The 20,880-nt window shown below is 62.7% G+C and carries 15 protein-coding genes; 6 read left to right on the forward strand and 9 right to left on the reverse strand.

All coding sequences use genetic code 11. The features are described from left to right. Positions 1–55: 55 nt before the first annotated feature. Positions 56–526 carry an Lrp/AsnC family transcriptional regulator gene (locus tag AC56LR_RS15835; protein ID WP_497131781.1) on the reverse strand — a complete coding sequence of 157 codons (471 nt, stop codon included), beginning with the start codon at positions 524–526 and terminating at the stop codon, positions 56–58. Between the two features lie 162 nt (positions 527–688). On the opposite strand from AC56LR_RS15835, the gene glmS reads away from it, so the two are divergent. From glmS to AC56LR_RS15850, 3 genes are all read left to right on the forward strand, one after another. Then, the gene (gene glmS / locus AC56LR_RS15840) at positions 689–2,518 is read left to right on the forward strand and encodes a glutamine--fructose-6-phosphate transaminase (isomerizing) (RefSeq protein ID WP_497131782.1); all 1,830 of its coding nucleotides are present in this window, start codon (positions 689–691) and stop codon (positions 2,516–2,518) included. A gap of 345 nt (positions 2,519–2,863) precedes the next feature. Then, entirely contained in the window at positions 2,864–3,955 is a 1,092-nt protein-coding gene (locus tag AC56LR_RS15845; protein ID WP_497131783.1) for an NAD/NADP octopine/nopaline dehydrogenase family protein, read from the forward strand. 3 nt (positions 3,956–3,958) lie between these two features. Beyond that, a complete protein-coding gene (locus AC56LR_RS15850; RefSeq protein ID WP_497131784.1) occupies positions 3,959–5,266 on the forward strand; it encodes an acyl-CoA synthetase family protein in 1,308 nt (435 codons plus the stop codon). Here the strand turns inward: AC56LR_RS15850 and AC56LR_RS15855 are convergent. From AC56LR_RS15855 to tssK, 6 genes are read right to left on the reverse strand one after another with little or no spacing between them, the layout of a single operon-like run. Further along, positions 5,263–6,705, reverse strand: coding sequence for a hypothetical protein (locus tag AC56LR_RS15855; protein ID WP_497131785.1), 1,443 nt, complete (start codon positions 6,703–6,705; stop codon positions 5,263–5,265). The two genes, AC56LR_RS15850 and AC56LR_RS15855, sit on opposite strands and share 4 nt — an antisense overlap. A 9-nt stretch (positions 6,706–6,714) precedes the next feature. Continuing rightward, a complete protein-coding gene (locus AC56LR_RS15860; RefSeq protein ID WP_497131786.1) occupies positions 6,715–6,978 on the reverse strand; it encodes a PAAR domain-containing protein in 264 nt (87 codons plus the stop codon). A gap of 47 nt (positions 6,979–7,025) precedes the next feature. Next, entirely contained in the window at positions 7,026–8,126 is a 1,101-nt protein-coding gene (locus AC56LR_RS15865; protein WP_497131787.1) for a hypothetical protein, read from the reverse strand. 25 nt (positions 8,127–8,151) lie between these two features. Then, on the reverse strand, positions 8,152–9,714 hold the full coding sequence (locus AC56LR_RS15870; RefSeq protein WP_497131788.1) for a hypothetical protein: 1,563 nt from the start codon (positions 9,712–9,714) through the stop codon (positions 8,152–8,154). Positions 9,715–9,750: 36 nt separating this feature from the next. Further along, positions 9,751–12,588, reverse strand: a complete 2,838-nt coding sequence (locus tag AC56LR_RS15875) for a type VI secretion system Vgr family protein (protein ID WP_497131789.1) — start codon at positions 12,586–12,588, stop codon at positions 9,751–9,753. Beyond that, the gene (gene tssK, locus AC56LR_RS15880) at positions 12,585–13,925 is read right to left on the reverse strand and encodes a type VI secretion system baseplate subunit TssK (protein ID WP_497131790.1); all 1,341 of its coding nucleotides are present in this window, start codon (positions 13,923–13,925) and stop codon (positions 12,585–12,587) included. Before tssK ends, AC56LR_RS15875 begins: the two co-directional genes overlap by 4 nt. A gap of 185 nt (positions 13,926–14,110) precedes the next feature. Between tssK and tssE the strand changes: the two genes are divergently transcribed. From tssE to tssG, 3 genes are read left to right on the forward strand one after another with little or no spacing between them, the layout of a single operon-like run. Next, the gene (tssE, locus tag AC56LR_RS15885) at positions 14,111–14,611 is read left to right on the forward strand and encodes a type VI secretion system baseplate subunit TssE (RefSeq protein WP_497131791.1); all 501 of its coding nucleotides are present in this window, start codon (positions 14,111–14,113) and stop codon (positions 14,609–14,611) included. A 2-nt stretch (positions 14,612–14,613) separates the two neighbouring features. Next, entirely contained in the window at positions 14,614–16,455 is a 1,842-nt protein-coding gene (gene tssF, locus AC56LR_RS15890) for a type VI secretion system baseplate subunit TssF (RefSeq protein ID WP_497131792.1), read from the forward strand. Then, on the forward strand, positions 16,419–17,498 hold the full coding sequence (gene tssG, locus AC56LR_RS15895) for a type VI secretion system baseplate subunit TssG (protein WP_497131793.1): 1,080 nt from the start codon (positions 16,419–16,421) through the stop codon (positions 17,496–17,498). Before tssF ends, tssG begins: the two co-directional genes overlap by 37 nt. Before the next feature lie 8 nt (positions 17,499–17,506). On the opposite strand, the gene AC56LR_RS15900 is transcribed toward tssG, so the two are convergent. Together AC56LR_RS15900 and AC56LR_RS15905 are read right to left on the reverse strand one after the other, a co-directional pair. Further along, positions 17,507–17,920, reverse strand: a complete 414-nt coding sequence (locus AC56LR_RS15900; protein WP_497131794.1) for a DUF2750 domain-containing protein — start codon at positions 17,918–17,920, stop codon at positions 17,507–17,509. A 113-nt stretch (positions 17,921–18,033) separates the two neighbouring features. Next, a complete protein-coding gene (locus AC56LR_RS15905) occupies positions 18,034–20,745 on the reverse strand; it encodes a PAS domain-containing protein (protein WP_497131795.1) in 2,712 nt (903 codons plus the stop codon). Positions 20,746–20,880: the final 135 nt, after the last annotated feature.

Genomic DNA, 20,880 nt, shown 5'->3' on the forward strand with positions numbered 1-20,880 from the left:
CCGTGCTTGTCCCGTGGTGCTTCCACTGCTAATCCACAGCTTTATCCACAGCAGCTTACACCGCGACGCGGGTGTCGAACTTGCTGCGGTGGGTGGAGAAATAGGCTTTGACGTTGCGCACGTTGGCATGCGCCGTGAACAGGCGGTGGGCCAGCTCGTGGTAGGCCGGCATGTCCGCCACCTGCACGACCAGCACGAAATCGGGGCCGGGCGTGACGCGGTAGCACTGCAGGGCGGCACTTTCTACCGCCACCAGCCGTTCGAACTCATCCATGCGCTCGGCAGCCTGCACGTCCAGCGTGATCTCGACGATGGCAGTCAGGCGGGCGCCGAGCTTGTCCGGAGACACGATCGCTACTTGCCGCTCGATAACACCATTCTCGGTGAGCTGTTTTACGCGGCGCAGACAAGTGGGCGGAGACACGTGCACCAGTTCCGCCAATTCGGCATTCGTATGCGATGCATCAGCTTGCAAGGCATTGAGGATGCGACGATCAAGCTCGTCGAGAAGTAATTGTTCTGACATGGTTTGAAATAAATAACAAATAAGTGCGATCTAAATGAAATAATATTTCATCCTTGGTTGCGCATGAAATAATCTGTCAAATATAACCGAAATCTGAAAGCTTATTTCATCGTAGTTGCTCTACGATAGAATTAATTGCTAATTTTTAAACGAGGTCAATCTATGTGCGGTATCGTCGGTGCAGTCGCCAAGCGCAACATCACTCCAGTCCTGATCGAGGGCCTGAAGCGCCTCGAATACCGCGGTTACGACTCCTGCGGCGTTGCCGTGCACCTGGACGGCAAGCTGACCCGTTCGCGCAGCACCTCGCGCGTGGCCGAGCTCGAGTCGCAGGTGCGTGAAGCGCGCCTCGAAGGCTTTACCGGCATCGCCCACACCCGCTGGGCCACCCACGGCGCACCGGCTTCGCACAATGCCCACCCGCACTTCTCGCCGGCCGAAGACAATGCCCGCATCGCCCTCGTCCACAACGGCATCATCGAAAACCACGACGAGCTGCGCGCCGAACTCACCGCTCTCGGCTACGTCTTCACCAGCCAGACCGATACCGAAGTCATCGCCCACCTGGTCGACCACATGTACACCGGCGACCTGTTCGAGACCGTCCAGCAGGCGGTGAAACGCCTGCACGGCGCCTACGCCATCGCCGTGTTCTCGCGCGAAGAACCGCACCGTGTGGTCGCGGCCCGCCAGGGCTCGCCGCTGATCCTGGGCGTGGGCGAAGGCGAGAACTTCGTCGCCTCCGACGCGATGGCGCTGGCCGGCACCACCAACCAGATCATCTACCTGGAAGAAGGCGACGTGGTCGACCTGCAACTGGCGCGCTACTGGATCGTCGACGTCGACGGCCGGCCGGTCGAGCGCGAAGTGAAAACCGTGCACGCCCACACCGGCGCAGCCGAGCTGGGCCCGTACCGCCACTACATGCAGAAGGAAATCTTCGAGCAGCCGCGCGTGATCGGCGACACGTTAGAGGGCGTCACCGGCATCATGCCGGAACTGTTCGGCGACGGCGCCTACGGCGTGTTCAAGGAAATCGACCGCGTCCTGATCCTGGCTTGCGGCACCAGCTATTACGCCGGCCTGACCGCGAAATACTGGATCGAATCCATCGCCAAGGTCCCGGTCAACGTCGAGATCGCCAGCGAATACCGCTACCGCGACAGCGTGCCGCACCCGCAGACCCTGGTCGTGACGATTTCGCAAAGTGGCGAAACCGCCGACACCCTGGCCGCGCTCAAGCACGCACGCAGCATGGGCATGCCGCATACGCTGACCATCTGCAACGTCTCGACCAGCGCCATGGTGCGCGAGTGCAAGCTGAACTACATCACCCGTGCCGGTGTCGAAGTTGGCGTCGCCTCGACCAAGGCCTTCACCACCCAGCTGGCGGCCCTGTTCCTGCTGACCCTGACGCTGGCGCAAGTCAACGGCCGCCTGACCGAAGAAGCCGAAGGCCAGCACCTCAAGATGATGCGTCACCTGCCGGTCGCGATCTCCGCGGTGCTCGCACTCGAGCCGCAGATCATCGCCTGGGCCGAAGAATTCGCGCGCAAGGAAAACGCCCTGTTCCTGGGCCGCGGCATGCACTACCCGATCGCCTTGGAAGGCGCGCTGAAGCTCAAGGAAATTTCCTACATCCACGCCGAAGCCTATCCGGCTGGTGAACTCAAGCACGGCCCGCTGGCGCTGGTGACCGAAGAGATGCCGGTCGTCACGATCGCCCCGAACGATGCGCTGCTGGAAAAGCTGAAATCGAACATGCAGGAAGTGCGCGCCCGCGGCGGCCAGCTCTACGTGTTCGCCGACGTCGATTCGCGCATCACCTCCGGTGACGGCGTGCACGTGATCCGCCTGCCGGAACACTATGGCGACCTGTCGCCGATCCTGCACGTGGCCGCGCTGCAGCTGCTGGCTTATCACACCGCGCTGGCGCGTGGCACCGATGTGGACAAGCCACGTAACCTGGCGAAGTCGGTGACGGTCGAATAAGCAGACTGTCGGCTCATTGAAACGCCTGAAGAGTGCGAGCTCTTCAGGCGTTTTTTTATTTGATGACAAGGGGCAAGGCGCCGCGGCGGCACATGCTAGAGCCCATGCGGCTTCCGCCGTTCTAGCAAGGTGAACGGCGGAAATGTTCGTTGGATTTCTGCGTCGTCGCCTGTCCAGCTCAGGCGGGAATTCGGTTGACTTCGCAAATGAACAAACTTATCTTAAATTTAATCGATGAGCAGCCAGCCGCTTCTGATGAACCTGTTAATCAAGCCGCCGCTGCCTTGCGGACGGGGTCGCTGACGCGCGCCGCGTCGTGCCCTTGCTTGGTCGAATGGAGGACGCATGAACGTGTTAATGGTTGGTGCAGGCAATGCCGGATGCGCGCTCGGCGCCATCCTCGCGCAAGAGGGAAACCGCGTCGTCCTGTTCAAGACGTCCCACTCGCTGCATGACGAGAATTTCGACACGGTGCGCGAATCGCGCACGATCCGCATCGTCAGCAATCCCAAAGGAGGCGAGACCAGCATGGCCTCGATCGCGCTGGCCACGCGCGACGTCGACGAAGCCTTTGCCGTCACGCCGGACGTCGTCTACATCACCACCCAGACCCACTGCCATGCCGACATCGCCGCACTGATCGGCCCCTACTTGAAGGCGCACCAGCTGGTGCTGCTGGCGCCCGGCTATATGGGATCCTGCTACTTCCTGCCCTACCAGGCGCAGCAAGGGTTCCTGCTGGCCGAAGGCGAAAGCCTGCCCTACGATGCGCGCATCACCGCGCCGGGCGTGATCAATGTGCTGTTCCGCAATACGCGCAATGCGCTGGCCTTCCTGCCGCGCGAGCGTGCCGCCGAAGGACTGCAACGCGCCGCGCAATTGTTCCCGACCTATGTCGCAACGCGCAGCAATGTCGTCGAGTCGGCGATGCACAATCCGAACCTGATCGTGCACACCATCGGCTCGCTGCTGTCGGCCAGCCGCATCGAATATGCGCAGGGCGAATTCTGGATGTACCGCGAAGCGTTTACACCTTCCGTCCTGAACCTGCTGTACCGGCTCGATGCGGAAAAGAGCGCCGTCATTGCTGCAACCGGCGGCAAGCCTTCGCCCTACTTCGACGAATGCAAGTTCCGCAACGAAGAAGACCTGTCGCAGCCTTCGTTGTCGGTATTTCGCCGCTACGCCGCCGAGGGCGGGCCCAAGGGACCGACTACCCTGCAAACGCGCTTCATCACCGAAGACGTGCCGATGGGCCTGGCATTGCTGTCCTCGATCGGCCGCCTGATGGGGGTGCCCACGCCCACGGCCGATGCGCTGATCGTGATCGCCAGCGGCCTGCTCGACCGCGACTTCACCGCGGAGGCGCGCACCCTGGCCAGCCTGGGACTGGGTGAGGTATCCCCGGACGAATTCAAACGCATCCTGAACGGGTGACGCGTGGCCCTGCACGACGTTCTTTCCAAGCATTACTACGCATGGCGCCGCTATATCCCGAGCCGCGTCCTCTATCATCCCGACTTTTTCCGCGTGCGCGAACTGTTGGCGCAGGACGGCACTGCCATCGCCGCGCAAGCCGGCCTGCGCCTGCGCCAGATCCTGGTCCATGCGCTCGAGCACGTGCCGCACTACCGCCGCACGGTCAGGCTCAGCGCCCTCGAGGCGGCAAACGAGCCCTTGCAGGAGGTATTGGCAGCCTTCCCTTATCTCGCCAAGGAAGAGTTCATGGCGCAGCAGCGCGAGTTTCTTGACGACCGGCTCGACCCATCCAAGCTGATGTACGCCACCAGCGGCGGTTCGTCCGGCCAGGGCATCGGCATGTGGCGTACCAAGCGGCTGGCGGACATCGAAAAGGCCTTCTTTACCCATGAATGGGGCAAGCTCGGCTTTTCCTTCGACAAGTCCCGCATCCTGCGCATCGGCGCCGACGCGCGCCGCCTGGCCCACGAAGAACCGTGCCGCGTGGTTGGCAACCGGCTGATGCTGTCGCCCTATCATGTGCATGGGCAGCACAAGGCGGCGATCCGCGATGCGATTGCTCGCTTCCGCCCCGAGTATGTGCATGGCTACCCGAGTTCAGTGACCGCGCTGGCCGATCTGCTCCAGCCGGGCGAACTCGACGTGCAGGTGAAGGCGGTGCTGCTGGCGTCGGAACCGGCAACGCCGGCGCAGCTCGGGTCGATCCGCCGGCTGTTCCGCGCCCCGGTGTCATTGAACTACGGCTTGTCGGAGCGCACCAACCTGGCCTTCCTGAATGTGGATGAGCAAGGAAGGTCCGACTACATGTTTCAGCAGCTCTACGGCTGGAATGAAAACCGCATGGATGGCGAGCGTGCAGAAATCGTGGGGACTTCGCTGTGGAACGACGTCATGCCCTTGATCCGTTACCGCACGGGCGATTATGGGCGTATCGATGCGGACGGCCGCTGCCCGGTGATCGACGGCCGCGGACATGAATTCCTGGTCGATCGGGCCGGCAAGCGCATTCCGGGACTGGCCATCGTGATCGACGAGGTGACCTGGGATTTCGTGCGCCTGTACCAGGTGCGGCAGGCACGGGCCGGCGAGATCACGCTGGCCGTGGTGCCGCGTCACGGCAGCCTGAATCCTGAACAGCGCGCTTTTGTACTCGACGCCCAGCAGCGGCGCTGGGGCGGCTTCTTCGACATCTCGCTGCAGGAAGAAGACGATATTCCCCTGGCGGCGAACGGCAAGCGCAAGCTGGTGGTGAACTCGCTCGAGGTTTAAGTATTTCCCTCGGCTGCGCAGTTCGCCGGGCGCACCAGTGCGGCGCTGCGCAGGTAGGGATCTTCGTTGCTGATGCCCAGGACCGGCGCACTGCGCTCGCGCGCATAGTGGCATGCCAGGGCCAGCACCGTCAGGAAAGGCACGGCGCCGCAGCTTCCACTACCGAGGCCAACGCGTACGATATCGTCGGATGCATCAATTTGCGGGATCGCCGGTGCGCTCAAGCCCATCAGCTCGAGGACACGCATCGGGCGATGGGCGGTATCGGCCACGATCATGGCGATCTGCGCCAGTTCGGTGGCGCTGGCCTTGCAGAGCTGCTCCGTCATTTCCAGCAGCAGCGCAGGATCGGCGCGGCGGGCCTCATCGGCCGAGCTGTCCCGGCGACGCTCGTGAAGCGGGCCCAGCAGCACCATGTCTGCGCCCTTGATCGACTCTGCCTGGCGCAGGTCGGTCAGCAGCAATCCGCACGCACCCTCGCCCGGGATGTGGCCGCTGCCCTTCGATGAGTTGAACAAAGCCGAGTTTGCGGCTAGGCGGTCGACGCTTTCCTGGCCAACCAGCGACGCGCAGGCAATCACGATCGCCACCAGGGGTTTCTGATCTGCCGATGGCGTGGGCAGCTGCTGCGTGAGCATGGTGGTTGGGGTGCTCAGGTGGAGTTGCTCGGGTCCCGGCGTTGCGATGGCCGTATCCGGCCAGCCGTGCTGGCTGACGGTATGCCGGAGCCACATGATCGCCGCCCGGCGAACTTCCACGCTCCAGTCGTGCTGAAGCATCAGCTTCAGTTGCAGCATCGGAGGCTGGCCCTCGGCCGGCATGCAATCGGCGGCGGCGAGGCTAGCGAGTTCCCCTGCCACACTGCTACCCAGGATTAGCGCGCGCCATTGTTCTTCCGTGAAATGCATTGCCGGCATTCCTTGGCTGGCCAGCCATTCGGCGATCTCATCCTGTAGCATGTCATCGTCTGCACCGTCGACGCGCGCCGTCACGATCGGGAAACCATTGTCATCGACCAGTTCCTGGTCCAGGTCGGCACGAGCGTCGTTATCGGCGATGGCGCTGGCAAGCTCGTCTACCGACGCACCGTAGGGGGAACGCAGTGCTATGGCCATGATGGCCAGTACAGGCGCTGTTGCCGCCGCATGGATTGCCGACGAAGCTGATGCCGGCTTCGACAGGTCTGCAGCAGGTAGTACACCAGCCCGCGCCGTGACGACTTTATGGCCGCCCCAAAAACCGAGTAGCAAGCCCAGCGGCAGGAGGAATAGCGCCAGCGCCAGGTCACCCGTTCCCGGATTGTGATTGGTCGCATGCCAATACCAGATCACGATTGCCCAGCACACGACAAAGGTTGTCGTGATCACTGCGCCTAGCTTGAGCCACTCACCGGGTTGGCGCGTTGGTGCCGGTGCCGCCGAGGCCGAAATAGTCGTCATGTTTGTCGCTCAGAGTTTGTCGATCGTTGCCTGCTGGCCTGCGATTAGGGAGGCGCCACAGGCGGTTTTGTCGCCATGCCGTGCTGCCGGCTTGCCGTCGATGATCAGCGACGAGTCGCCACTGATGATCGGACTGGAACCGTGTTTGGGGCAGACTGTTTTGTCACCCATGCGGGCAATGCCGACGCCGCCAGTGTCGCTCTGTGTGGAAGCTTCGATAACCGTGCCGCCGTGGGAGGTTTTGTCACCAAGTTTGATTAAGGGGCCTGCCATGATTTCTCCTATCAGCGCTATAAACTTCTGAATTTCAGATGGGAGTTCTATTTCTGTTGTTGGTCCCACTGCCAGATGGTTTTTCCATAGGCCGAGTCTAGCGCTGGGAACATTTCCCCAGCACGAAAATACCGACGAGAGTCGGTAGAGGCTGGGGTGAAATAATATCCGTTCATCCTGCATTCTTCACCCGATTCGAAACGCTGCTCAATGAAAGTCAACGGATCAGCCTCGTCCTCTAGCTTCTCAAACTCGCCTTCTACCAGTTCTACATAACACCATTTTGACGGTGCAGAAGTGAACGCGTTCCGCGCTACGAGGCTTGGGGCAAGCACAGGGGTGTGGGATTTCGCGAAATACGAATCGTCGAGCAGCTCAGGCGAATTAAGGTTTTTCTGGACAAAGCCAAGCATCGCATCTCCATCCACCCATAACTTCGATCGACCAACTGTCGACAGCGCATCTCTACCAAGCCTGTTAAAAATCGAACATTCCCGGAGTATTCCGTACTCATCGCCGTTCCATGCGAACTGCAAGGACCCATCAGGATGATCGGTCGAAATATAAACCCCCGTTTTTGGAGGAATATTTCCGGTTTCACCGACGATGTCTTCCCGAATTCTGAATTTTGGAAAATTAATAAAGTGAGCGGAATGTCTAGCCCAAGTCATGGTCAATCCAAAATCAGTCCATCGTCCAGCACGATGCGACCTGTCCATTGTCTTATCGATATACATCGCGTACCACCCGACCGACTCAAGCATGTCGTCGAATTTTTGTTGCTCCTCTGCGGTAGTCCATTGCATCGAGAATTCCGCCATGCCACGAGCACATTGATTTGCCCCTGTAATGTGATAGATTTGAGATTGTCTATCCGCCATGGCTCGAATTGTGGAAAGTCCAAAGTCCCTCAGAAATGACCAAGCATTATTTCCCCAGTTTTCGCTTGTATCGCGATTACCCCAGCGAGCGTCTCGAAGAAACCTATCCCTGCCTTCCAAGCGACTTTTATCTAATATCCCATCAGCGAAGTCCTGAAGCTGATGTACACGTTCATATAGCCCCTCCAGGTAGTTATAGGATGCAAAAAAATAAAGCAAGGCAGCTTGTTTTTTTTGCCACGATGTCAATTTGCTCGTTGATGTCATACAGCCTCCGAGAAGTATTGATGTTTTATCGGTTGAGCGAAGTGAGTTGTCCCGGCAGGGTCGGCAGGCCAATCTTGTCCATCAGACCTGAACCATTGAAATCGGTATAGCCCCAACCCGTCTCAAACGGTCCACTAATGTTCGGGTGATTGATCCTCTCGCGAATTCCTACATGTAGTGCTTTTTGGGCGTCAGTAAGATTATCGAAATTTTTTTGATTAATCCACTCATCGGTAATATTTTTTCCGGTCGTATTCTTTTTGTAGTAGCGCATGGTGTCGTTGCGTGAGTCCGTTCTGCTGAGGTTGAAGATGATTTGCTCATATCCACCTTCCAGATGCCGGCCTGATACACCGTCTTTCGTTTGGCTGGAAGCCGGTCCCTTCCATACTTTTAGTGTTTCCCCAAGCTTCACGTCGTAAACGACGAACTGCCCGTTGACATTCCAATCCGGCCAAACGGCGAGAAACTTTCTCCAGGCAGCTTTTGGATCGGGAGAATTCTGTATGTCATTGAACACTTTCTCGCTGATCCAGCAATCGCTCATTGCACGGCTGTTCGGTGACAGGATTCGAATGAGCTTGGCAGGACCTTTGATCACATCTGGAATTAATTTATGAAACGACTCAATGTTTGATTTAGTTAAAGGAGGATGACCATTTCTAACCGCATCCGCAATCAATTGCTGAGTATCTTCCAGATCAGCACTAGGCCATCTGATATTCATGTCATCGTTGAGCCAACCCGGACATGGGTTTGGCTTGCGCATTAAGGTAACCGCAGTCGCCTCCGGCAATGCACCACGATAGTGGACATTGTTCAGGTTAACGATCGCTTTCTTGCTCAGCGCTGCTTGACCTTCTACCAGCAATATTATTTTTTCAAAAATGGCATTGATGGTCAGGTCGACTTTTGCTATCCCTTCAGCCGCTCTTGAGCGCACCCAAAGAACCTGTTCCAACGCATCAGCTGCGCGCTTGCCAACGACGGGAATATTCTTGACCTTGCCAACCAACTGACGCATCGTGCCAATGGCGGAATCGAAAGCCTTTAACAGCTCAGTGGGAGTGATTTTTGACTTTACGATCTTTAATTCTTTCGCTAGCCAATCGAACACTTCATCGATGTTATGGTCGCGCAAATATTTCTGAAAGACTTGCCGACGCATGAGCGTCACGACCCATGTCAAGGCGCCATTTACTGCCGTTGCGATGGCATCGCCCCCTGCACGCCGGATGAAGGCGAAAAAGACTTTGAGTACGCCTTTTAAAAAGGAGCCCAGGAAGGGAATGAGGCCTATCAGGGTCAAGACAAGCGCTACCCAAGCCCATGTATCCGAAGCATCTTGTCGCAGTTTTCTGCAATTTGCTATCAAGTCACGAACATCACAGACCTGGTCGACCAGCGGGATCATCGATATCGCAGCATCGACAACAATCTGTCCAGTCGAGCGATTGTCATTGAAGTCGCCTTGCACCGCTTGCCAAAACCACACCCATGGGTTGGAACTTACCTCTTCTTCGGGGGGCTGCTTATCCGTTGTCCATGCAACTGCATTCCGCATCTGGGTCGGGTTAATTTCCGGCATACGTCGCTCCAACAGGGCGTTATATAAGAAACGCAATTACCCAAGCAGGGATTGCAGAGGATCATGCGGCTTCTCTTTCTTGGGCTTGCGTGGCTTATATACGACCTTTTTTACGGGCTTGTTCTCGACGTTCTCGTGCCGTGCTTTTCCGTCCTGATCCAATGTCCCGGTCAAGACAGTCCCTTTTTCAAAATGGATTTCGTATTCCACTTCTGGAATACCTTTACCAATCTCTGCGTCCAGATAGTCAAGCGCGATGAAATTAGGCGGCTCTTCGCTTAACTCGCTCGGCAAGTTCTGCAGATTCGCGCTCTGGCGGCCTCCCTTATCAAACACATGCTGCCCCCCCTTCACCGAAAACGTCCCCGGACACGCAAACGTAATATCCCCACCCTCCAGCGTGATCGACGACTGCCCCGCCTGCAGCACGATCTTTTCCTTGGCCTTGATTTCGATGCAGTCATTCACCGAGATCACCACGACTTCCTTGTCCGCCAAAATCTCCAGTGCATCCGTATGCGCCTGCAGCGACACCGGCCCATTCGCCGCAATCGCCTGGATCCCGCCCGCATGCGTAAAGAAACTGGCCGCGCCGCCCGCAACGGAGGAAAACGTGTGCCCCGCCGTCATGTGCAGATCCGACTGCGTGGTCCACTGCAGGTGTTTGCCGGCATACAGCACGGTCGATGCCGGCGTTGCCCAGTTGATGCTGGCCGCCGAATCCATCAGCACGATGGGCGAACCAAACTTTTCCACAGGCTGCGACGAGTCGACCTCGCGCGAGCCTGCCTTGGCCTTGAATGCCGACTGCCCGTTGACCGGCCCCTCATACTTGCCCTTCACCTGCGGATCGATCTGCTCGATGAGCTCGGCCTGCGCCTTGGCCGCATCCTTGCTGAACAGCGCCTGCTGCGCCGCCGCCGCATCCCCCAGCGCAGTCGTCAATTCCTGCGCCCCCTTGAACTGCGCAACGGCTTCTGCCGCATCCATCTGCGTCGAGCTCACGCTGCTCCCGAGAACCGGACGCGCACGCGTCGACAGCAGCACGCCCTCGCCGCCGCGGATGACGGCCCAGGCATCGGTGCGCAGCTCGAAGCCGCTGCCGCGATAGGCGCCACGCTGCGCCGTCCCAGGCTCCTGCTGGATCAGGTAGCCAAGGTTCAATTGCGTCGCCCCGAGGCTGGTGGCCAGGCGCATGCGGACCTGGCCGGACGTGTCGTCGATCTGCCACTGGTTATAGCCGCTGCCATCGAAGTTCCGCGTGTGGATGCCCGACAGCGCACCAGCGTGATTGGCGCCCGAATCCACGCCGGCCGAGAACGGCGGCAGATCCGCGCCGTTGTACAGCTGGGCCACGATCACCGGCCGGTCGATATCACCCTCGATAAAATCCACCAGCACTTCGGTGCCGATGCGCGGCGTGAAGACGGTGCCCCAGTTGGGCCCGGCCAGCGCTTCGGCCACGCGCACCCAGGTGCCGGAGGTCTCGTTGCCCGGTGCGCAGCCCTTGCCGTCCGCGTTGTGCGCCATGCCGCCCGCGTTGGGATTGGCGCCGCGCTGCCATGCGAACTGGACGCGCACCTGATGGTCGCGGTTGGTGGTCGAGACGTCGTTTGCCAGTCCGACCACCAATGCGCATTGCGGTCCCGGAGCGGTGATGCGCTGCGGCGCGGCGGTCGCGCGCGGCACCAGCGGCACCACTTCGCGCACGCAGGCAAAGGTGTTGCGGTAACTGCCGTTTTCGACAGCGGCCCCATCCAGCCCGACGGTCCCGGTCTGGAAATTGTTGCGGGCCTCATGCCGCACCCACAGCACCTTGAATGCATTCGCCCCCTCGGGATAGCGGTCGTGCTGGGTCAGCTGGAAGGCGCAGCCGGCCGCCAGCCTGCGCACGGCGCCCGTTCCCTCGAATACCTTGTTCTCGAGTTCGAGTGCCTGCAGCATCAGTTCGCCGTGCGAGTTCGCCGCCTGACGCGCGGCGGCAATGCGTTCACCGCTGCCGTCATAAACCTGCAGGAAGGGCAATTCGCCCGCATCCAGCATGGATTCGTGCTCCGCGCCCGGGGCCAGCAGTTGCGCCGGATCCCAGCTGCTGATCGACACGGCGTTCGCCTGCACCGTGCGGCGCGCCCGGAAACCGTCGATAGCGTCGTCGAGTTCTGTTGCGCGCACGCCATGGAAGCGCAGCAGCTCACCGCCAGGCGTCGAGGGTGCCGTCGCCCGGCTGTCGAAGATCACCAGCTTGTGGCGCGCCTGGCCGTGCGGCCGATCGCCACGGTCGTCCGCCTGGTCGTGTTCGAAGCGCCAGTTCAGGCCTTCCGAGGCCAGCAGGCGCAGCAGGAAATCCAGGTCGCTCTCGCGGTACTGGGTGCAGACCGCGCGCGGTGCGAGTTCTTGCGACACTTCGAAATCGAAGCGCACCTGTGGATAATCCGCGAGTAATTCACAGGCGATGTCGCGGACGTTCTTGTCCTGGAAGATATAGCTGTCGCGGCGCAGCGCCAGCATGGCCAGCGCCGGTTCCAGGCGCAGCCGGTAGCGCGCCACGCCGCCATCCGCGCCCAACCAGGATGCTGCCGTGCACAGCCCGTGCCACATGCGCCGGCTGCCGTCGGGCTGCAGCAGGCCGACGGTGAGTTCTTCTCCGATGAACAGCGCCAGGTCGAGGTCGGTCGAGGTGCTGAGCGCCTCGACGTCGAAGGCAAACAATTCGTTGACGGCCTCAACCCCGCTGAACCCTTCCGCCACCAGCGATTCGGGCAGGCTGCTGTCCTGGGCGCTGGCCAGCGTGATCAGGCGCGCATGCTGGCTCAGCCCAGTACCGAACAGCCCCAGCGCGACGCCCAGGGCAGCCACATCCAGTGCCGCGTTCATGCAGCGACGGCCAGCAGTTCCAGGCGCAGCTCTTTCATGCCGGCCGGGACATAGATCGAGATCGATTGCGCCTTGAGCATGCGCTCATACATCGGCCCCTTCGCCTCGAGGATGAAATAGCAGGTCTCGGGCCGCACCGGCACGGCGGCGGGCAATTGCGGCGCATATTGCAGGCGCACGCCCGGCAGGGCCGACAGCACGAATTTCTCGACATCGTCCGGCGCACCGACCTTGAAGCGTAGCGGCACCACGTCCACCAGTTCCACCGCGGGGATCGCGGCCGACACCGCGACATAGAAGGTGGTCTTCTCGTCGATCTTGCCGGAGTCGAGCATGCCGATGTGGTAGGACGGCCGCACTTCGTTGAGGGCAATCGAGAAATACTTCGACGAGATCACGGTATCGAGCAGCTCGCGGATGATCGTCAAGAGCTTGGCAAAGGCCGGGCCCGGATCGCCGTGCTGGTAGGGCGGCAGATCGGCCAGCGTCCAGCTCTTGGAGAAGGTCATCAGGCCGCCCGCCACGTCGAGCAAGCCTTCATACAGGCGCTCCGGATGCAGAGCGGGATGATGGAAGTGGTGGGTCAGGCTGGCGTAGGCCGAGCTGGCCGTATGCAGCAGCCAGAACGAGGACATGTCGCCGGAGCGGAACTCCACCACGTTGCGGCTGGGCTCGCGATGATGGCCGTAGAGCGCGGCGACCTTGGCCTGCAGCGCGTCGAGCAGGCGGCGCAAGCCCTGGAACAGCACCGGCGCCGCGCCCAGGGACAGCGAAGGCGGCACGAAGCTGTCGTCGATCTCGAAGCCGCCGGTGGCCGCGCGCCGCAGCCGCAGCAGCGGGAAGTGAACGTAGGAATCGCGTGGCTCGAACTCCGAGACCAGCCGCACCGCCTTTTTGAGGTAGGCCAGCTGCACCGGGGCGGCTTGCGTGTACAGGTCGGGCGTGTCCGCGTTGTCCTGGACGAAGCGCGCCGTATTGGTGGCCTGTCCGGGCGGCGCGAAATTGCCGCTGAACGGTTTCAATCCCGGCAGGGCAATGTAATAGGTGACGGTCTGCTGCGATTGCTGCAGCAGGCTCAGGTCCACCGGCTCGGGCAGCGCGTCGATCTCCGGCGCGTCGACCAGCTCGCCATCCTGGAAGCGCACCGACAGCGACTGCAGCCGCAGCATGCTGTTGGCCAGGGCTTCGCGGTCGACCTGCAAGCCCTCGACGCCCCAGGCGTAGGGGTGCACGGCCTTGATGCCCTTGTGCAGGCATTGCTCGTGATAGTGGTCTTGCCGCTGGAAGTGCTGTGGACGCAATAACAGGCCTTCGCCCCAGAGAACCTTGCTGGTCATGTCTCTGCCTTCTCTCAAGTCGGATTCGGTGGAACAACTCTCCGGAAACCATAACAACTTGAAAGGGTTGCCCATGTGAAGTTGATCAAACGTTGGTGCTGCGTGGCATGGCAACATCGGGTTTGGTTTTTTTTCCGTCCACACGCGGTGCCCGGGTCAACCGGAGACAGGTAGAGGAAAGCCCCATGAAGGGATTTACACCAGGCTTGTTCGACCGCCTGCTGGGTGTGCCGAAGCGCGGGCCGGGCCAGACCGCGGCGGCGCGCATGACCATCGAGGAGCTGAAAGACACGGTGGCGCGCGACCTCGAGTCGCTGCTCAACACGCGCTCCAGCGTGGCGGAGGGCGACTTGACGTCTTACCCGGAATGCAGCCGCTCGATGGTCACCTATGGCCTGAACGACTTCGCCGACCTCTGCCTGTCGAGCCCGACCGACCGCGCGGCGATCTGCGCCAGCATCGAAAAAACCATCGGCTGCCACGAGCCGCGCTTGCGCAACGTGCGCGCGCTGCTGGAGATGCGCGACGATTCCGTCAACCGCCTGAATTTTTCGATCACGGCCGTGCTGGTGGCGAGCGTGTCGCAGGAGCCGGTCAACTTCGACGCCGTGCTCACGCCCTCGACCCTGCAATACAGCATCTGCAAGGCCGGCAAGGCGATGCGTCCGGCGCCGGTCGGGGCTTGAGCATGGAACAATTGCTTCCGTACTACGAAAGCGAGCTGGGCTATCTGCGCCGCAACCTGCGCGAATTTGCCGAACGCTACCCGCGCATCGCCGGGCGCCTGTTGATCAGCGGCGAGGTGTGCGAAGACCCGCACACCGAACGCATGATCGAATCCTTCGCGCTGCTCAATGCGCGCATTGCGCGGCGTCTGGACGACGACTACCCTGAATTCACTGAAGCCCTGTTTGAGGTGCTGTACCCGCACTACCTGCGCCCCTTCCCCTCCTGCTCGATCGCACGCATGGATGTGAGCGGCGCGGCCAAGCAGGGCGGCGCCAGCACCATTGCGCGCGGCACCGAGCTCAATACGCGGCCGGTGCGCGGCGCCGCCTGTACCTTCCGCACCGTGTATCCGGTCGACGTGGCGCCGGTGGCCTTGAGCCGGGCCAGGTTTTCCGCCATCATCGACGCGCCCGAGGCCGTGCGCCTGCCGGGGGCGGCATCGTCCAGCGTCAGCCTGACTCTGGACTGCACCGCCGAACAGGGCTCGCTGGCCCAGCTCGCGCTGCCCGGCCTGCGCGTCTTCATCGATGGCGAGCCTTCGTTCTGCGCGGCCCTGCGCGACGCGCTGTTCATGCGCACGGTCAGCGCCTATGTGGAAGCCGGCAGCAGCGGGCGCTGGACGGCGCTGCCCGTGGTGCCGGTGCGGCCCGCCGGCTTCGACGAAGACGAAGCGCTGATCGACTTCCCGGCGCGCTCGCACGCCGCCTACCGGCTGCTCACCGAATATTTCTGTTTTCCCGAAAAATTCAATTTCTTCGACATCGACCTGGCCGCGCTGGCCGCCGCCGCGCCGCCGGGCACGCGCAGCGTGACCCTGCACCTGGCGCTGTCCGGCCTGCGCTCGGACTCGAACACGGCGCGCATGCTCGGCACCCTGTCCACCAACAATGTGCAGCTGGGCTGCACGCCGGTGATCAACCTGTTCCGCCAGCGCGGCGAACCGATTCGCGTGACGCATACCAGCGCCAGCTATCCGGTGCTGGCCGATGCGCGCCGTGCCTTTGCCTACGAGGTGGTTGCGATCGAATCATTGAGCCTGATGCGCCAGACGCCGCAGGGCGAAACCCTGGTGCAGTTTCGCCCCTTCTATGCGTTGCGGCATGCGCAGACGCCGGAAGACGCCGGCCATTATTACGCGGTGAGGCGCGACGAATCGCTGCTTGAAAAAAGCCCCGGCTTCGAGACCCAGGTCTCGATCGTCGACATCGATTTCGACCCGGCTGAAGTCGAAACCGATACCCTCAACATCGAGCTCACCTGCACCAACCGCGACCTGCCCGCCTCGCTCAGCTACGGCCAGGCGGGCGGCGATTTGTTCCTCGAAGGCGGGTCGAACGTGCGCGCCATCGCTTTCCTGCGCAAACCCACGGCCTCGTATCGCTTCGCCAGCGGCCGCGGCGCGCACTGGCGCCTGATCTCGCACCTGGCGCTGAACCACCTGTCGCTGGCCGATGGCGGGGTCGAGGCCTTCCGCGAGATGCTGGCGCTGTACGACCTGCCGCGCTCTCCCTCGTCGCAGCGCCAGATCGGCGGCATCAAGTCGATCGCGCAGCGTCCTGCCACCACCTGGCTGGCCGGCAATCCGTTCACCTGCCTGGTACGCGGCGTCGAGGTGCGCCTGAGCATCGATGAAGAAGCATTCGTCGGCAGCGGCATCCACGCCTTTGCCCAGATCATCGAGCGCTTCCTCGCCCTCTACGTGCATGCCAACAGCTTCACCCAGCTGGTGATCGTGTCGAACAAAACCGGAGAAGACTTATTGACATGCCAGCCACGCAGCGGCGATTTGAGCCTGCTGTAATCGACCGCCTGTTCCGCGAGCCCTACCGCTTCGAGTATTTCCAGGCGGTGCGCATGCTCGAGCTGTGGGCGCGGCGGCGCGGGCTGCCGCGCAAGGAACTGGTGGCGAACTTCCTGCGTTTCCAGAATTCGCTCTCGCTGGGTTTCCCGGCCAGCCAGGTCGAGGCGATCCAGGCCGAACCGCGCGACATCGACACCGAAGCGGCGGCCCTGGGCGCGGCCCTGCAGGACGGCTCCCTCAAATACATCCGCCTGACGCCCTCGTTCATGGGCCTGCTCGGTGGCCAGGGCATCCTGCCCCTGCACTACACCGAGCGCATCGCCGAACACCAGTCGCTGGAAAAGGACGAAGGCGCGCGGGCTTTCCTCGACACCTTCTCGAACCGCTCGCTGGCCCTGTTCTACGAAGCCTGGCGCAAGTATCGGCTGGCGCTGCAATACCAGCTCGACGGCCAGGACAGCTTCCTGCCACTGCTGCTGAGCCTGGCAGGACTGGGCGACAAGTCGCTGCGGCAGCGCCTGGCGGGCAGCGAGGATGGCACGGTGCTGGACGAATCGCTGGCGTATTTCGCGTCCTCGATCCGGCACCGCCCGGCGTCGAGCGTGCAACTGGCGCGGGTGCTGGCGGAATACTTCGGCCAGCAAGTCGTCGCCGAGCAGTTCGTCGGCTGCTGGTATGACGTGCCCCCAAGCCAGCAGACCATCCTGGGGAGCAGCAATGCGGTGCTGGGCGTGGGCGCCATTGCCGGCGCCCGGGTCTGGCAACGCGACCTGCGCCTGCGGCTGGTGGTGGGACCGCTCGACCGCGCCGGCTTCAACAATTTTTTGCCCGGCGGCCTGGCTGCACGCGCGCTCAAGAGCATGCTGTCGATGTTCACGGGGGTGTGCCTCGAATACGAAGTCGAGCTGGTGCTGCTGGCGGCGGACGTGCACAACATCCGGCTGGCGGGCGACGAGGGACGCCTGGGCTGGGATGCCTATCTGGTGGAAGGCTTGCAGACGCAGGACCGGCGCGACGTGCGCTACGAGCTGCACAGCCTGTAGCACGGCCGCTAGCGGTTCAGCGCCCGCTCCAGGTCGACGCGCAGCATGTAGATGGTCGGCGTCAGTCCGCGGTCGCCCGGCGTATAGAAAATGCCCGGCAACACGCCGTCTTCCTCGAGTTGCGGCAGCAGGTCGGTCATCAAGTCGTCGAGGGGGAAGGATTGCGGCTCGTAGCCCTCCCATTCGAATTCGGCGCAGAGGTCGGCGAATTCGCTGGCCGGCCACATGGCAAAGACCAGGGTGCCGTCATCGGTCTTGGCCAGCGCCCAGCCGTCGCGGTACAGCCCCCACACTTCGCGGTTTTCGGCCACCTGCCGCACGAAATGCGTGTAGCGCCGCGGCGCGGGCAAGGTGACGACGTCCGCCAGCTGCTGCGCGCCCAGCTTGATTGCTGAAAGAGTGTGCTCGCTCAAGGTGTCCACCGCATGTCGTTGCTGGCTTTAATGCCGTGAGCATGAGAATACGCCACATCGCGAAACGGCGGCGCAGGCAGCCGGATCACGCCCACAGGCCCGGGCGCCAGGCCCAGGCCGCCTCAGGCCGCGAGCTGCCCCAGCAACTCCTGGACCACGGCCAGCTGCACCGGCTTGGTGAGGTGATGGTCGAAGCCGGCCTCGTTCGACTTCTGGCGATCGCTGTCGGCGCCCCAGCCGGTCAGCGCCACCAGGGTCATGCCGGCCAGCTCGGGCACCTGGCGCATGGCCCGGGCCGTGTCGTAGCCATCCATGCCGGGCATGCCGATGTCGAGGAAGGCCACTTGCGGACGGAAGCTGCGCGCCACCTCCACCGCCGCGGCGCCGTCGTGGGCCACCTGCGCCGTGTAGCCGCAGGCTTCCAGGATCATCGACAGCGTCACGGCGGCGTCGACGTTGTCGTCCACCACCAGGATCTTCATGCCTTCGCCGGCGCCGCCCGCACTCGTGGCGACCGCGGCGCCCGCGGCTGCAGCATCTTCGTCGAGGGCCGCCAGCGGCAGGCGCACCGTGAACACGCTGCCGGCCTGCGGCCCCCTGCCGGCGGCCGAAACCCAGCCGCCATGCATGTCCACCAGCCGCCGCACCAGCGACAGGCCGATCCCCAGACCGCCCTGCGAGCGGTCGGTATGGTCGCCGATCTGGCTGAACATCTCGAACACCGAGGCCAGCGCGTCTTCCGGGATGCCGATGCCGTTGTCGGACACCGTGATGACCGCTTCCCAATCGTCGACCGCCATCGACAGGCCGATCTTGCCGCCGGCCGGCGTGTACTTGGCCGCGTTGTTGAGCAGGTTGGCCACCACCTGGGCGATGCGGGTGACGTCGACGTCGGCCATCACAGGCAGCTCCGGCAGGTCGACCGACAGCTCGTGCCGCCCGCTCTCGACCAGGGGCAGGCTGGTCTCGATGGCGCTGGAGAGCACGGCGCGCAGGTCGGCGCGCTCCTTCTTGAGTTCGAGCTTGCCGCCGCTGATGCGGGCGATGTCGAGCAGGTCGTCGATCAGGTGCACCATGTGGCTGACCTGCCGTTCCATCATCTCGCGCACGCGCGCCACCGTGGCCGCGTTATCGCCCTTCAGGCGCATGACGCTCAAGCCGCTGCGGATCGGGGCCAGCGGGTTGCGCAGCTCGTGCGCCAGGGTGGCCAGGAATTCGGTCTTGCGGCGGTCCATCTCGGCCAGGTCGGCGGCCAGCTTGCGCAGGGTGTCCTCGGACTGCTTGCGGGTCGTGATGTCGCTGAACAGCAGCGCCACCTTGTAGTTGCCCGGCGCGCCGATGCGGGTGGCGTAGACGTCGAACCAGCGGCCCATGGCCGGCGCCTCGTTCTCGAAGCGCACCGGCTCGCCCGTTTGCGCGACCCGGCCGTAGGTCTCGAACCAGAAGCTGTCGAGCGTGGGCAGCAGCTCTTTCGCGGTCTTGCCGATCGCGTCGTGCAGGCCGGTGTGCGACTCGAACATCTTGTTCATCTCGAGGAAGCGGTAATCGACCGGCCGCTCCTGCTCGTCGTAGATCATCTCGAAGATGCAGAAGCCCTGGTCGACCGATTCGAACAGGGTGCGGTAGCGTTCCTCGCTGGCGCGCAGCTTTTCGGCGGCGCGTTTGGCGTCCGTGGTGTCGACCACGATCGCCACCAGGCCCTGGAATTCGCCATTCGGGCCGCGCAGCGCATTGACGCTGCTGGTGGCCGGCATCAGCGAGCCGTCGAGCCGCTGGTACTGCTTGTCGACGATCACGCCGGCCTCGCCCTCGGCCAGGCGGCGCACCGCCTCGAGCGTGACCGGCAACGAATCGGGCGCGGTGACGTCGAGTACGCTGGCGCCCAGCAGTTCGGCTTCGGTGCGGCCCACCATGTCGCAGTATTTCTGGTTGACGAGGGTGATCCGGCCTTGCGGATCCATCTGCACCACGCCGGTGGCGGCCTGGCTGACGATCTTCTCGAAGCGCTCGCGGCTTTCGTACAGCCCGATCTCGGCCAGCTTGCGCTCGGTCTGGTCCACGCCGTGCACCAGGATTCCGGTGACCCTGCCTTCGGGGTCGCGCAGCGGCAGGTAGACCTGGTCGACGAAGCGCCGCTCGAGCGGCGCGCCCGGGCGCCGCCGCAGCATGACCGGGACGTCGGTGCCGGTAAACGGCTCGCCGGTCTGGTACACGCGGTCGAACATCTCGATGAAACCCTGGCCGGCGATCTCCGGCAGCGCCTCGCGCAGCGGCACGCCGACCGGATCGCGCCCGCCCACCAGCTCCAGGTAACGCTCGTTGATCATCTCGAACACATGGTCCGGGCCGGTGAGCACGCACATGAAGGCCGGCGCCTGGCGGAACACGTCTTCCATGCGGTCGTTGGCGGCACGGAGCTGGCGCACCAGGCGTTCGCGCTCGGCGTCGGCCTCGACCTGCGCCGTGATGTCGCGCGAGATCACCAGCAGCCCATTGCTTGGCGCGCCCACCGCACTGACCGTGACGTCCCACCATTTTGGCGTGCCGGCGGCGGTCGGGCAGGCGCCGCGGAAATGGCCGTTGCCCTTGCTGCGCGCAGCGTCGATCGCCGCATCGATGTCGGCGCGGCTGGCATCGGGCCACAGGGTCGACCAGACATTGCCGACCAGCCGGGTGACGTCGGTGATGTCCATGGCGCGCTGGCCGTTATGGTTCATGGCGACGATGCGGCCCTCGGCGTCAAGCAGCTTGACGCAGTCGGGACTGGCTTCGAAGAGTTGCAGGCCGAGGGCGGCCGGGTCGATGGTCGGGGCGGGGGTACTGCGATGCTGCATGCAATCTGTCCTTGGTAGCGGATGCTGCGCGATATGGGAGGGGCCTCGGCAGTATATCCGCATGGCGGGAGGGAGGGGCGCGGGATACGCCGGCTTGTCACGGAACTGTTATCGAAGCGTCACGAGGCAGTCATC

It is taken from the genome of Telluria sp. ZT3P39 (assembly GCF_059685935.1).